This is a genomic window from Prevotella sp. KH2C16 (assembly GCF_900113305.1).
Classification (GTDB): Bacteria; Bacteroidota; Bacteroidia; order Bacteroidales; family Bacteroidaceae; genus Prevotella.
The window spans coordinates 1-13,949 of sequence record NZ_FOOW01000002.1 but is presented as its reverse complement, the minus strand read 5'-3'; the positions used below and the strand labels follow the sequence as shown (position 1 = coordinate 13,949).

Annotated in this window: 14 protein-coding genes; 12 read left to right on the top strand and 2 right to left on the bottom strand. The window is 49.5% G+C overall.

The window, feature by feature from the left end; translation table 11 throughout:
• The first annotated feature begins 59 nt into the window (after nucleotides 1-59).
• The 3 genes from BM114_RS01720 (at nucleotide 60) to BM114_RS01710 (ending at nucleotide 2,404) form a co-directional block, all read left to right on the top strand.
• Nucleotides 60-494, top strand: coding sequence for a hypothetical protein (locus tag BM114_RS01720; protein WP_092109759.1), 435 nt, complete (start codon nucleotides 60-62; stop codon nucleotides 492-494).
• 117 nt (nucleotides 495-611) lie between these two features.
• Nucleotides 612-1,727 (top strand): hypothetical protein, encoded by a 1,116-nt coding sequence (locus BM114_RS01715; RefSeq protein ID WP_143089227.1) that lies wholly within the window; start codon nucleotides 612-614, stop codon nucleotides 1,725-1,727.
• Nucleotides 1,694-2,404 carry a hypothetical protein gene (locus BM114_RS01710; RefSeq protein ID WP_143089226.1) on the top strand — a complete coding sequence of 237 codons (711 nt, stop codon included), beginning with the start codon at nucleotides 1,694-1,696 and terminating at the stop codon, nucleotides 2,402-2,404. The genes BM114_RS01715 and BM114_RS01710 overlap by 34 nt, the downstream gene beginning before the upstream one ends.
• On the opposite strand, the gene BM114_RS01705 is transcribed toward BM114_RS01710, so the two are convergent.
• Nucleotides 2,393-3,463, bottom strand: a complete 1,071-nt coding sequence (locus BM114_RS01705; RefSeq protein ID WP_255406395.1) for a carbohydrate-binding family 9-like protein — start codon at nucleotides 3,461-3,463, stop codon at nucleotides 2,393-2,395. The two genes, BM114_RS01710 and BM114_RS01705, sit on opposite strands and share 12 nt — an antisense overlap.
• A 95-nt stretch (nucleotides 3,464-3,558) precedes the next feature.
• Between BM114_RS01705 and BM114_RS01700 the strand changes: the two genes are divergently transcribed.
• The 9 genes from BM114_RS01700 to BM114_RS01660 all read left to right on the top strand — a co-directional run bounded on the left by BM114_RS01700 (nucleotide 3,559) and on the right by BM114_RS01660 (nucleotide 12,317).
• Nucleotides 3,559-4,038, top strand: coding sequence for a low molecular weight protein-tyrosine-phosphatase (locus BM114_RS01700; protein ID WP_092109756.1), 480 nt, complete (start codon nucleotides 3,559-3,561; stop codon nucleotides 4,036-4,038).
• Nucleotides 4,039-4,552: 514 nt separating this feature from the next.
• A complete protein-coding gene (locus tag BM114_RS01695; RefSeq protein WP_092109755.1) occupies nucleotides 4,553-5,896 on the top strand; it encodes a glycoside hydrolase family 28 protein in 1,344 nt (447 codons plus the stop codon).
• Nucleotides 5,805-6,899, top strand: coding sequence for a bifunctional methionine sulfoxide reductase B/A protein (locus tag BM114_RS01690; RefSeq protein WP_092109754.1), 1,095 nt, complete (start codon nucleotides 5,805-5,807; stop codon nucleotides 6,897-6,899). Before BM114_RS01695 ends, BM114_RS01690 begins: the two co-directional genes overlap by 92 nt.
• Nucleotides 6,900-7,484: 585 nt before the next feature.
• Entirely contained in the window at nucleotides 7,485-7,820 is a 336-nt protein-coding gene (locus BM114_RS01685) for a helix-turn-helix domain-containing protein (RefSeq protein WP_092109753.1), read from the top strand.
• Between the two features lie 6 nt (nucleotides 7,821-7,826).
• Entirely contained in the window at nucleotides 7,827-8,219 is a 393-nt protein-coding gene (locus BM114_RS01680) for a DNA-binding protein (protein WP_092109752.1), read from the top strand.
• Nucleotides 8,209-10,269, top strand: a complete 2,061-nt coding sequence (locus BM114_RS01675) for a bifunctional DNA primase/helicase (protein ID WP_092109751.1) — start codon at nucleotides 8,209-8,211, stop codon at nucleotides 10,267-10,269. The genes BM114_RS01680 and BM114_RS01675 overlap by 11 nt, the downstream gene beginning before the upstream one ends.
• Nucleotides 10,257-10,565 carry a helix-turn-helix domain-containing protein gene (locus tag BM114_RS01670; protein ID WP_092109750.1) on the top strand — a complete coding sequence of 103 codons (309 nt, stop codon included), beginning with the start codon at nucleotides 10,257-10,259 and terminating at the stop codon, nucleotides 10,563-10,565. Before BM114_RS01675 ends, BM114_RS01670 begins: the two co-directional genes overlap by 13 nt.
• A 146-nt stretch (nucleotides 10,566-10,711) precedes the next feature.
• On the top strand, nucleotides 10,712-11,317 hold the full coding sequence (locus tag BM114_RS01665) for a DUF6088 family protein (protein WP_092109749.1): 606 nt from the start codon (nucleotides 10,712-10,714) through the stop codon (nucleotides 11,315-11,317).
• Nucleotides 11,310-12,317 carry a nucleotidyl transferase AbiEii/AbiGii toxin family protein gene (locus tag BM114_RS01660; RefSeq protein ID WP_092109747.1) on the top strand — a complete coding sequence of 336 codons (1,008 nt, stop codon included), beginning with the start codon at nucleotides 11,310-11,312 and terminating at the stop codon, nucleotides 12,315-12,317. Before BM114_RS01665 ends, BM114_RS01660 begins: the two co-directional genes overlap by 8 nt.
• Nucleotides 12,318-12,563: 246 nt before the next feature.
• Here the strand turns inward: BM114_RS01660 and BM114_RS01655 are convergent.
• Nucleotides 12,564-13,949 (bottom strand): helicase C-terminal domain-containing protein (locus BM114_RS01655; RefSeq protein ID WP_092109745.1); only part of this gene is annotated, 1,386 nt, incomplete at its 5' end.

The following is a 13,949-nucleotide window of genomic DNA, read 5'->3' as shown; positions in this document are numbered from 1 at the left end:
TTTTATTATATTTGCAAAAATAAAACCATCGATAAACCATAAACCTAAAACAAAAAATTATGATTCCAGAAGAAAACAATGTAATCGAAGAGGCTCAGCAGGAGGTCAAGGAAACCGTAGCTGAAGTTCAGGAAAAGGTTGAAGAGGCCGTAAAAGCCGACGAACCCAAAAGCTCGATTGAGGATGTTGTCGATCAGGCAAAGGACAAAGTCGAAGACATACTCGGCGACCTCAAGGAGAATGAGAATGTGAAAGCCGTACAGGAGAAGGTTGAAGGAGCCATTAAGGACTTCAAGGAGAACGAAAATGTGAAGGCTGCCCAGCAGAAGGTAGAGGACACCATCAACGACTTGAAGAACAACGAACATGTGAAAGAGGCCGTCGACTTCGTCAAGGAGCATGCCGACAAGGCTGGCGATACCCTTCAGGATGCCGTGGAAGAGGTACAGAAGAGCGGCTTCTGGCAGAAGCTCAAGGGGCTTTTCAAGAAATAACGGTCGTCAAGACACTTGCTATCCCCCACTCCTGACATCCCTTGTTATGGCAAGGGAAATAGGAGTGAGGGTTTATTTTAAAGGTATATCCCTGTTCCGGAATGTAGATGTGAAGAGATGAGAAAGGTCTGTCTTTACTGTATAATTCTATCCTCGATACTTCTTGCGGCATGCCAGCGGGTGGTAAAACCCATTGATGTTGAGGCCTATCAACCGACAGGCAAGTTCATTCCGGCCTATCAGGCCATCACCAACCGCCACGACCTTGCCAGCGGAAAGGATTATGACATCGAGCGGACCGTATGTGTCATGAATGCTTTAGAACTGGCTCAGGCACGCTCCAAAGACTTCAATGAATATCTGAACTACATGGCGCGGCTGGACTATAGCGGCGTGGCGCCCGATGTGCTTGAGGCAAAAGAACGGTTGTTGCCGATTCTTCAGTATATGTTTCGCCTTCAAGGCATGGACGAAGAACTAAGCGACTTATGGATGTTGGCACGCAGCGCCGCCGTCGGAGGCAAGAATATGCCCGTCAATCCCATCGCCGTACTGGGCGCACTCATGGGAGAACCCCTGTCTATCGTTGCCATTGCGCAAGGCAGCGACATCGACAAGGTTACCAATTCGGCATTTGAGCAATACAAAAAAGACAAAGACCTGCGCCTTGCCATCCGCCATGACATGCAGGCCTTGGAGGCCTCTTACAGGCAGTATCTGAGCGACTATGCTCCCATCTATCAGAAATACATGAAGGAATATGACGCTCTCTGCATCAGCAAGGACAAGGCCTACCTCGATCTCTATGCAGGAAGACCCAACGATGCTCTGGCCGATGTTCAAAGCATCCTCGACAAATATCCCGACAACGGGGAAGGACTGCTGCTCAAGGCGTGTGCCCTCATTGTGAGAGACGCCCAGGAGAAGCCCTATGAACTACCCTCCTTTATCAAACGAAACAGCGAGGTTCCCGCTCTCGACAGCCTGCAACGACAGGAGTTGCCGACGAATCTCTCGGCGGCGCAGGCCGAGGCTTATGCCACCCTGCTCAAATACGAGGCACAGAATCCGGCGCGTACGGCACCAGCCCTCGTCCTCAAAGGACTTATCTACAAGAACTCCCACGACCTGGAGCGGGCCTTCTCCTTTTTCGACCAGGCGCCATCGAGTATCCCCGCCAAGCCGAACAGCTCACCGACATGGCAGACTCCTACCGCATGCGAGCCTATCTGAGCAAGACGCATGAGGGTCTTTACCTGCAAAGCCTGTATCTCGCGACCATGGAGGGATACGGCATCTTCAGCCCAAACCTCCTCAAGGCCAAGAGCTATAGCGACCGGGGAGACCTGAAGAAGGCAAAAGAGGAAATCTACGACCATTTCTTCCGTCGCAGCAACCAGGGCATCTACGACGGTCTGCTGTCTGACATGAAGTTCTGCAAAGACAATCTCAGCCGCTCCTTCAGTCAGCTCCAGCTGGAGCATTCCTATCTCGACATAGCCATCGAGCCGGCCTCGCGCTGGCTCTTCTGGGACGACGACAAACTGCTGAAGGTGCAGCTAAAGAACCGCTCCGGACTCAATCTCGAGAATGTGCGCGTCTTCCTGTGCATCCATTACACGGATATGTACAAAGACGAATACGATGTCGTGAAGATTCCCAAGACCGTCAGCATCCTGAAAAAGCGGTCGACGGAAGACATGGACACCGTCCGCCTGTCATTCCCCGGAAAGGGATTCAAAGACATCACACGCATGCAGGGCATAGCCTTGACCGACGACCAGGTGTGCTGGATTGACAAGGTGGCTCTTGACGGACAGGAAAACCGACAGCCAGGAGCATCCGGCGAACGACCGGATACACTCGGCTGGTGGAACAAGACCTTAGCCTGGCTCCGGTCATTGTTTTGATTCCAGCGGCTTCCTGACGAAGTGGCTGTTGTGATCCAGGCTGTAGACCTCGCCCGAAGTCTTTATGGTAATCTTGAACATCGTGTCCGTAGCCTCAAGCCGCAGTTGTGAGCCGCCCGGCAACAAGGCCTTGTCCTCGTCGCCAAGACCGAAGTCGGCTATCTGCAGAAGATACTTCCCGGTTTTCTCCCTGGCCTCAGCCTGGGCATAATACATCGCCCAGAGCAGTCGGTAGAGGTTCATGTCGTGGGGAAAAATCACCTCGTCAGTCCCCTCGCCCACCGTCTTTCCCGAGAAATAGAGGTAGCCCCACCGCTCGGGCATGTGCATGTCGATAGCACCGGTAGCACTCCACACCCAGTTTTCCTCCGGCTTCGAGAGCCATTCCACGCGCGAGAAATTGATTCTCCAGCAGTTTCCCGCCTTCAGCGGATGCTCGAAACTGGTCTTCACGGAGTTCTTCGGAATGACCATCTCCACCGTCCACGAGCGGTCTTTATCCGTGTCGTTGTTCAGCGTCCCGTCGATGTAGACGGCGGTCTTGATGCCCGGACAGTCCCATTGATCAAAGAAATTGCCCTCGTTGCGGTAAGGGCGATTGAGCATCAGGTCAAACAGCGTGTTGAGCGCATTCAGTTCTATCTCGTAGTAACACTCGCCGTCATCGTCCGGATCGATGAACACCTCGAAGTCGTTATCACGATAGATGATGTCGTCATGGCGAGTGAGCGTGGCCGTAATATTCGGTTCCTCAAGTTCCGCGGCGATGTAGAGGCAGTCGTCATCCCACATCATCTTCGCCCGAGTGAGATACTTAGGCCGGGCGAATCCCTTGCCGCTGATGTCCTCAAAGTCTTCCGTCCAGGCCGCCTTCTGCCAGTCGGCCTCCGTCAGACGGCCGTCAACGACGGGCTTGGCGGTGGTGCGATAGGCCACATAGCTGCGCGGAGTGGTGAGCCATTGACTGTATTTCCGGGTGAGCGACTGTGCCGGAGCCTGCGTGAACAGCAGGACGCCCATGAGAACGGTAAGGCCTTTTATGATTCTGCGATTATCCATATAAACCTTGATTTGTAGTAAATGCCTGTCTGCAAATTTAAGACTTTTTCCCGAAAGGACACGATTTTCTGCCTGAAAATGTTTATTTTTGCAACATGAATCAGAAGACGAATTCCAAGTATAAGCTGTTATTTATCTGTCTCGGAAACATCTGCCGCAGTCCTGCTGCCGACGGCGTGATGCACGCCCTTGTGCAGGAGGCCGGCCGGGAGCAGGAGTTTTACATCGACTCTGCCGGCATCGGCGGCTGGCATGCAGGGCAGTTGCCCGACCCGCGGATGCGCTGCCACGGTGCCCGCCGCGGCTACGACTTCTCGCATCGTGCCCGCCAGTTCCGACAAGAGGACTTCAGCCGCTTCGACCACATCTATGTGATGGATCACGACAACTACCAAGCCATCATGCGAATGGCACGCGACGAAGAAGAGAAAGCCAAGGTAAAGATGTTGCCCGACTTTCTCCGGACGCATGTTGCCGCCACCATTCCCGACCCCTACTACGGTGGCGACCGAGACTTCGAGTATGCACTCGACCTGATAGAAGACGCCTGCAGCGGGTTGCTGGACACTTTCTAAGCGACGCACAAAGCATTTTTCCAACGAAAATTTTAAGTTAAAAAAACGACGGGGAAATGTCAGCCAAAATCCTCGAAATAGCAATCGGGAACACCATGGAAGCTCCTCCTTCCACCCGGAAACAGCTATCTAAAAAGCAAAAGACGGCTAAAAGGTGAGTAAAAGACGGCCTTTTACCCTGCTGTTTGCCGCTTCCTGCACGGCTTTTAGCCGCTGACAGCTGGGCAAAAAGCGGCTTTTCACCCTGGAAATCGCCACATTTTACTTAACTTCTTCAACTCCTTTATCCTTAACTTCTTGTACATCAGCCAGTTGCAAAAACCGCTCAAAACTCGCTTGTTTGCGGCCAACCTCTCTCTCGCCGAAAACGAGGACATTCTCGTGAGACCAATTTTAACATTCCCGCCAGTTTGAGTTGCAAATGTGAAACTATCTTATTTTTCAGCCGAGATTTGCATATCGGCAGAAGAATTCTGTAATTTTGTAGCCTACAGAATCAAATCGGAGACAAGACATGCACCTGTTGCTATCCATCCTCATCAGCATCCTGACCTTCGGGGCCGTCGGCGACGGAAAGACCGACAACACGCAGGCCATTAACAAGGCCGTGGCCGAATGCGCCCGCCAAGGCGGCGGAACGGTCAGCGTGCCGCAGGGCGTCTTCCTTTCGGGCACCATCCACATGAAGAGCCGCGTGGTGCTCCGACTGGAGCGGGAAGCCGTCTTGAGGGGCATCGGCGACCTTTTGGCCTACGATTATCTGCACCCCGTAAGCGACCTGTCGAAATACGAGAGCGGGCGCGGAACCGTCAACTTCAACAGCGCGACAGACCCCGTATGGTCGCAGGCGCTCATCCATTTCGTGGGTGTCAGCCACAGCGGCATCGAGGGTAAGGGCATCATCGACGGGGCACAGGTGTTCAATCCGCGGGGCGAGGAGCATCAGCGAGGTCCGCATACCATCCTGATTGCAAACAGCAAGAACCTCCGGTTCAAGGACTTCAAGATTGTGAGAGCGTCAAACTATGCCATCCTCGGCTATGAGATCGACAAGTCGCTGTTCAGCGGCATCACGATTACCGGTGGCTGGGACGGCATCCACATCCGGGGCTGCAACCATGTGCGGATAGACCGCTGTGAGATGCATACCGGCGACGATGCCATCGCCGGCGGCTACTGGAACCACATACGCATCACCCGCTGCACGCTCAACTCGTCGTGCAACGGCATCCGTATGATTCAACCTTCACGCAACATGCTCGTGGAAGACTGCACCATCTACGGCCCGGGAGCGGAGAAGCACATCACCTCGGGCAACCGCAACTCAAGCTATGCGATAAGCCTTGAACCCGGAGGATGGGGCTCCGCACCCGGAAGACTCGACAACATCACGCTCCGCAGGATAAAGGTCGCCACCGTGCTTGCCCCTCTCTCCGTAACGCTGAGCGAGGACAACACCCTCGGCCGGCTGGTCGTGGAAGACCTCACGGCGCGCGACATCACCCGCATGGCACTCTCCGTGAAGAGCTGGGGCACGGCACGAAGCGAGAAAATAGTCATCCGCAGGGCCGACCTGGAGTTCCGCGGCATCGACGATCCGAAACTCCCGGAGTGGTTCGAGAACCGTTCCACGAGTGAGTGGCCCTACTTCCCGTCCTACGCCATGTATTTCCGCAATGTCGACAAGGTGAGCATCCAGGACAGCAGGTGCACCTTTACCGGCAAGGACTATCGTCCATCCATCATCTATAAAAATGTGAAAAGCTATGAAGAAAAGGATGTCAGATCTCGCAGCATTAATACTGGTCTTATTTTTACAGTCGTGTCAAACAAACGGACAAACGCCAAAAGTTTCTGAAAAAAACAGCAGGATGAACGACAAGATACAAATAAACGACACCAACCGTTATGCCCGCCCTTCGGAAGAAGAGCTTCGCAGGATGCTCACGCCCGAACAGTTCGAGGTAACCCAGCATGCCGCCACCGAGCGCCCTTACAGCAACGCCTACGACCAGGAGTTCCGCAAGGGCATCTATGTAGACATCACCACGGGACAGCCTCTCTTCCTCTCCACCGACAAATACGACTCCGGATGCGGATGGCCGGCCTTCTCGAAACCTATCGACGAGAACCTCATAACGGACAAGACCGACCGTTCGCACGGCATGACGCGCACCGAAGTGCGCAGCAAACTCGGCAACGCGCACCTCGGCCATGTGTTCAACGACGGCCCAAAGGAATCGGGCGGCCTGCGCTACTGCATCAACAGCGCGTCGCTGCGCTTCATTCCCGAGGAGGAGATGGCCGAGAAAGGCTATGGCACCTACTTGAAATTAATCAACAAACAAGATATGAAAGAGATTTATTTGGCAGGAGGATGCTTCTGGGGCACCGAGCATTACTTCAAGCAGATAGCAGGAGTAGAGAACACGAAGGTGGGCTATGCCAACGGCATTACCAAGAATCCCACCTACGAGGAAGTGTGTACGGACAAGACGCAGTTTGCCGAAACCGTGCACATCCAGTACGACCCGGCCGTCATCAGCCTTGAGTTTCTGCTCAATATGTATTTTGCAGCCATCGACCCGACCACCCTCAACCAGCAAGGACACGACCGCGGCACACAGTATCGCACGGGCATCTATTATACCGACGAGGCCGACCTGCCCACGATTCGCAAAGTGATGGCCGAGCAGCAGAAGAAGCAGACGCAGCCCATCGTCGTCGAGGTGAAACCGCTCAAGAACTTCTACGATGCAGAAGAGTATCATCAGGACTACCTCGACAAGAACCCCGCAGGCTATTGCCACCTGCCGCAGTCGCTCTTCGAGTATGCCCGCAAGGCAAAGATGAAAGAATAGGGCGACTCGCAGAATGGCAGCAGGCTCTGCCGCAAGCCTCTGAAAAACAAAAAAGACTTGCCCTTCAGGAGCAAGTCTTTTTGCGGAAAGGGAGGCTTGTGAACCAAGCCCTCGTATCTCGTTGTATATAAATCTTCTATGTATTTTGGCAAATCATCTGTGTAGCATTTTTGTAGCAGTATTCTGACCGCTTAATGCCTACCTTTCTGACTACCTTTTGAAAGCACAACTGCTCTCTTTTCTTGGGTACAAAGATATATAAAATTGTACTAACCTCCAAATCTCTGTGCCATAAATATTTAGACATTTTACTGCTACACTTTCCAGTACAAGGTGCAAGTCCTTCTATATAAAGGGCCTTGCACCTTGCACTGGCTCCTGTGAAGTCTTTATTTGGTTTATCTGCAAATCGGATCGGTTACATTGTTTTTCCGTATATATAATCAATAGAAACCAAATAAATCATCCTATGCTGACATCGTTCATTATATTCACCTGCACTTAATGCAAGCCACCTTGCATGGGATGCAAACATTTGAATGAAGCGGGTTGCTTAAATTTAGGTGTCTTTGTAACTTTATACATATGAAACAGTTGCACAAAATCCTAAAGGAGAAGCGAGAGCATAAGGCTTACTCACAAGAGTATGTCGCTGAAAAACTGAAAGTTAGCTCAAGTACCATCTCAAGATGGGAGGCAGGAACTGTGTCAATGAGTATCGTACAGATTTGTAACTTTGCCAAGGTCTTGGGGATGGATGAGAGCGACCTGCTTGCATCTATTGCAAGGAAGAGGCAGGTAAAACCACTTCCATTGGCGCAGTTGATTATCGATGTGTTTGATCGGGACACATACAACAGCGTAATAGACCTTGTCAAGGATCTTGGACCGCAACATATTGTCGTACACACCAAATTATGATGGAAGATGGAAATAATCGCAATAGAAAGCCAGGCCTATCAGGAACTGATAGACAGGCTCAATAGAATTGAACAGTATGTCGCACGCACCTCCCGTCTTATTCAGGATATAGATGATGAGCTGGAGATGACCACCAAAGACCTTATCGGGACTCTGAATGTTTCAGAGTCAACCCTTTACCGATGGCGCAAGAAGCAGTTGGTGCGGTATCGCTACACGGAGAGTGGAGATGTGCGTTACTTCTTCAAGTCAATCCTTATTGCCGTAAAGTGCAACCGCCTCCGTGTTTCCGGCATGAGGAATGATGAGGTTCTTGGTCGGCTCAACCGTTTCAAGGACAACCTTATCATGAGTTCATGCCTTAACCCTAAAAACCGACAAGACAATTATGATAGATAAGGAACAGATACTCTCACTTACACAAGGAGGACTTAATGTGTTTTCCCATTTCCTTGGCTTTGAGGTGAACCTTCACCGAAACTTCCGCAGTCCTTTTTATGACGACAGGCGGGCTTCATGCCATATCTACTATGACAGGAAGAGTTCATCCTATAAGTTCTATGATCATGGGGATACCACCTATTCGGGGGATTGCTTTTGGTTTGTGGCAACCATGCGTGACCTAAACCTGAAAACCGATTTTTCCGAAGTCTTGAAAATCATCGTCCAAGAACTTGGACTGTATTCTTTGTATGACGGTGAGAAGTGTGGCAAGCGTGCTGTACTGACCCATAAAAGCCCGATCGTTTCCAGTCCTAAGGCTGATATTGCCAAAAGTACGGAAGAGTGCCCATACAGTTTCGAGATACAGCCTTTTAACGATGGATTGCTGAACTATTGGGCGCATTACGGTATCCATGAGGATACACTCCGACGCTTTCGTGTACGGAGTCTTAAACGCTATGAAAGTGTATCTGCTGAAGGCAAAAAGTTTGAACTTTATGGATCACCTACGGAACCTATGTTTGCCTATATCGGAAACGGCTATGTCAAGATATATCGCCCTCATAGTCCAAAAATTCGCTTTCTCTATGGCGGACGGATGCCAGTCACTTATTGCTTCGGTATGGAACAGATTCCCACTAAAGGCGATATACTCTTCATCACAGGCGGGGAAAAGGATGTGCTCTCATTGTATGCACACGGCTTCAATGCAATCTGCTTCAACAGTGAAACGGCACAGATACCAGAAAGTATCATCGAAAGCCTTCAACTTCGCTTTCGGCATATCATACTCTTGTATGATGCGGATGAGACCGGTGTAAGGGAGGCGTATAAACAGGCTGAACATTTAACAGAATACAAGGTATTGAATCTTTCCCTTCCGCTAAGCGGCACGAAATCTGAAAAAGATATTTCTGATTTCTTTGCCTTGGGCAACGGGGCAAAGGAACTGAAAGAACTGCTTGCCAAGATGTTCTCAGACCTATACAGCCAAACCATGATGATGTTACGTTCCTGTGAGATAGACTATGAGAACCCACCAGATATTTCCAAGTCGGTGGTGGCAATAAACGGTGTGCCACTCGGCACGCAGGATAATTTGTTCTGCATCACCGGAGGCGAGGGTACGGGCAAGAGCAACTATGTCGGAGCCATCCTTGCCGGGGCGTTGAGAGAAGAACGACTGCCGATAGAAAAAACATTGGGATTGGAGATTACCGCCAATCCCAAGGGCTTGGCGGTCCTGCACTATGACACGGAGCAGTCTGGGGCACAGTTGCACAAGAATTTAGGCAAGACACTCCGCCGGGCTTCATTGACCGCAGTACCGGAGTTTTACCACTCCCTGTACCTCGCCTCTCTGTCTCGCAAGGACAGGCTGAAACTTATCCGCGAGAGTATGGACTTGTTCCATCACAGGCATGGAGGTATCCACCTCGTGGTGATTGACGGAATAGCCGACCTGATACGTTCAGCCAACGATGAAACGGAGAGCATAGCCATTGTGGATGAACTTTACCGCTTGGCAGGGATCTACAATACCTGCATTATCTGCGTGCTACACTTCGTACCGAATGGCATCAAACTCCGTGGACACATCGGCTCGGAACTTCAACGCAAGGCGGCAGGTATTCTCTCCATAGAGAAAGATGACAATCCCGAATACTCGGTCGTAAAGGCGTTGAAAGTCCGTGACGGAAGCCCGTTGGACGTACCGATGATGCTTTTCGGCTGGGACAAGGCAGAGGATATGCACGTCTATCGTGGAGAGAAGTCCAAGGAAGACAAGGAAAAGCGCAAGACCGATGAGCTTATTGGCGTTGTCAGGGAAGCCTTCCGAAATTCATTTAAGCTCACTTACCAAGAGCTTTGTGAGGTTCTGATGCGAGAGATGGAAATCAAGGATAGAACCGCAAAGAAGTACATCGCCTACATGAAAGAACAGCGTATCTTGGCACAGGATACCAATGGTAACTATCAAAAAGGAGAACTATGCCGTACATAGACTACGATACAGAAGATACTTGGCAGAAACGCCTGTTCGACAAGCTGAGGAATGTCGAGGATAAACTCGACCGCCTGCTTGTCCTGCAAGAGCAATCTGTAGATACGACTGTCCGTCCACCCCTTAAACCGGAATATCTGGACATTATAGATGTATCCAAGATACTCAAAGTAGAACAAAAGACTATCTACAACTGGGTTTGGGCCGGGAAAATACCTTACCTCAAAGCCAATGGACGATTGCTGTTCTTGCGGGAAAGAATAGATGAGATACTTATAGAGCGGAATGCTCTATAGTATATCCGTATCCATTTTACCAATCGACAACCATAATTTTTGACGGGCGTGTATTTTTTCTGGATTTCTTTCAAATTATAAAATTTAATATGTACCTTTGCTGTCGCGAAAAATATATTCTTTCGCGACAAAAGTAAAGTATAAATATGAGTGAAAGTATTGAAAACAAGATACTTGCCAAGTCAAAAAAGTGCGGAAGAGGTTCTGTGTTTTTTATAGGGGATTTTGTTTCGTATGGAAATCGGAACGCAGTCAATAAGGCATTGGAGCGCCTCACGGAAAAAGGACTGATACTTAGGGTAGCACGTGGCATCTATTGCTACCCTAAAATAGAAAAGGTATATGGGCTTGGAGTGGTTTCCCCATCGCTTGAAGACATTGCCAAGGCGATGGCAAAAAGAGATGGGGCAAAGATAGTTCCAACGGGACTTTTTGCCCAATACCAGCTGGGACTGACCCAGCAGGTGCCAATGAATGTTGTTTACTTAACCGATGGGGCATCACGCACTATAAACCTTGGCGAGGGTAAAAACATCAAGTTCAAGCGTTCCTCCCCCAGATATTTTGCCATTCGCAGTCAGTTGGCTCTTCTCCTGACAATGGCTCTTAAAGACTGGAAGGTGGAGAATCTGACGGAGGAACAGATAGCTCTCATTAAAGTAAAGTTGAATGAAAATCCCCGCCTTCAAGCTGCAGATCTTAAACTAATGACTTCAAAGGTAAGGGAATTTATAATAAGCCTATATGAATAAGTTTTTGGAATTATCAGATTCACAGCGAAAAAGCGTCTATGAATCAGTTGCACATAAGGTTGGACTGCCTGCCCAAGTTATTGAGAAAGATTTCTGGGTAACCGCAATCCTGCAGGTAGTCTTTGCACTGCCTGTTGCCAGGCATCTTGTTTTCAAGGGCGGTACAAGTCTGAGCAAAGGTTGGAAACTAATAGATCGGTTCTCGGAAGATATAGATATTGCGGTGGATCCTGTAATTCTTGGTATACAAGAAGGAGACCTTACCAAAAAACAAATCAAGAAATTGCGAAAGGCATCGTCGCTCTTCGTTTTGGAGGAGCTGACACCCATGATCTGCAAAGAGGTGAAACATGAGGGATTGCATTTGTTCGTTACGGTCGATGCCCAGCCCAATGGTGAAGGCGACAATACTTATCCAGAACCACGCCAAATTTATCTTCATTACAAGTCTGTCTTTGATAAGGCACTTATGTATCTTCGCCCCGATGTTGTTTTGGAAGTCAGCGCGCGTTCTTTACTTGAACCGACGGAGCCAATACAAATCAAAAGTATCCTTGGTGAGAACCTCCCTGTTATGCCATTGACCGACAGTATCATTTATACTGCTATTCCCGCAAAGACATTTCTTGAAAAGGTATTCCTGCTTCACGAGCTATTCTCTGTTCCAAGACATGGAATGATAGCAGAACGCAAAAGCCGACACCTTTATGATCTGTATGTCATGATGAATAAGGATTTTGCAAGGAATGCAGTCACAGATGATGCCTTATGGGAATCTATCCGCCATCATCGAGAGATTTATACCTCTGTGCGGGATGTAGATTATACACCTGATGTACGCAAACGCCTCCAGCTTATCCCCAGAGAGGACATTCTTGATATATGGAGAGCGGACTTTGAAGCGATGAAGGAGTCTATGATTTATGGGAATAAGCCATCGTTTGAGGAATTGTTGGAAGGCATGTCAGAACTTCAGAGGAGATTTAGAGGTATCCTATAGCCAATACTTACGATTATAGAATAAGGCAGGGGTTCGGCAATAAAATGGTATTATTGCCAAAATCTTGTATTTGTTAGGACATAGTTCTAAACAAAACTCAATAAATTGAAAAATATTACCGGAAGCCTTCTTCTATTGGGACAAGACGAGTGAGCTATTATAAAAATTAGTTAGATTTTGGCAATAAACAGAGATTATTGCCAAAATCTAACTGACTTAATAATAATTATCATCAATGTATTTCTATTAGTGTCTCCATTTGGGTCTGAAGTTTTGTGAACGGTAGTCTTCTTCCTTGTCTTGAGCAGGATAACTCTTGTTCTTTATTCCGGCAGAATGATTATTGTCGGACAAGTTCTCTCCTTGCTTCATTTCCTCCGTTTCCTCTTTTTCCTCCTCCGGCGGTGCAAGCGTAAGCGCAATCTTTCTGTCAAGTTCTGCTGCCTCCCCTTTGAGCGCACGCAGCTCGTCCTCTTTCTTCCAAGAGCTGTTGGCAATGTTGGTGTAAACGTCCTTGTTGGCCACAACCTTTGCCATTTCCTTCTCATGCGACTCTATCACCTTCGGGATACGCTCCAAGGCACCCAAGAAGTTCTCACAGGCAAGTTTCGGGTCTGTCGCCAACTTACCGTTATTATAGGTATAGTAGATGCTCTCCTGTCCCTTGACAAAAAAGCGGTTCACCGAGCAATCGAACAGGTTCTTTGAACTGCTCTCCGTCTTGACCATGACGGAAAAGCCGTAAATCCCACCAATTTTGTTGTACTCGCCCTTGGTGCGTGCCTTCTCGTCGATCTCATGCAAGCGGGCTGCGATTACCTTGATATCGGTACTGTCCTCCACACCCTTTATCGTCAGTTTATTGACGGGCAGTCCCTCCTTATCACGCTCCACACGCTGCTCAAAGAGAGCCAAGTCCGCCTTCGCCTCCTTGATCTTATCAGAATGGAAGGACACTGAACTGTCAATCTCCGCCAACTTTCCTGTCGCGGCATCACGCTCGCGTATGAAGTTCTTGCGCTCGGATTCCAAGGTGGCAATCTTCTTGTCCAACCTTGCCTTCTCCAAGAGATCAGTGTTGCCCGAAAGCACCGCCACGTACTCGGAGAAGTTCATTCCGCTGTCCTCGTCCATCGAACCCTCGTCGATGGTACGGCTGCCCAGCGTGTTGGTCTTCAGCTGGTTGATGAAAAGCTGCTTGTTGTGAAGCAAATTGAACTTGTAGCTGTCCAGCGAACGCTCCACGGCATAGATAATCACATCGACCTTGTTGTCCGCAAACTCCTTGGCGATAAGGTTTCCCTTACGAACGGCTCGCCCGTTGCGTTGTTCCAAGTCCGATGGTCGCCAGGGCGTGTCAAGATGATGCACGGCCACGGCACGCTGCTGTGCGTTCACGCCCGTGCCCAACATGGACGTGGAACCGAAGATGATGCGGATGTCGCCACGGTTCATGGCATCCACCATCGCCTTCTTTGCTTTTTCGTTCTTACATTCTTGAATGAAGCGTACCTCGTAGGACGGGATATGGTAGTCCTCCACCAGTTTTCTTTTGATTTCCGAATACACGTTCCATTCTCCGGGCTTGTATGTCCCCAAGTCAGAGAATACGAACTGCGTTCCTTTCTGTGC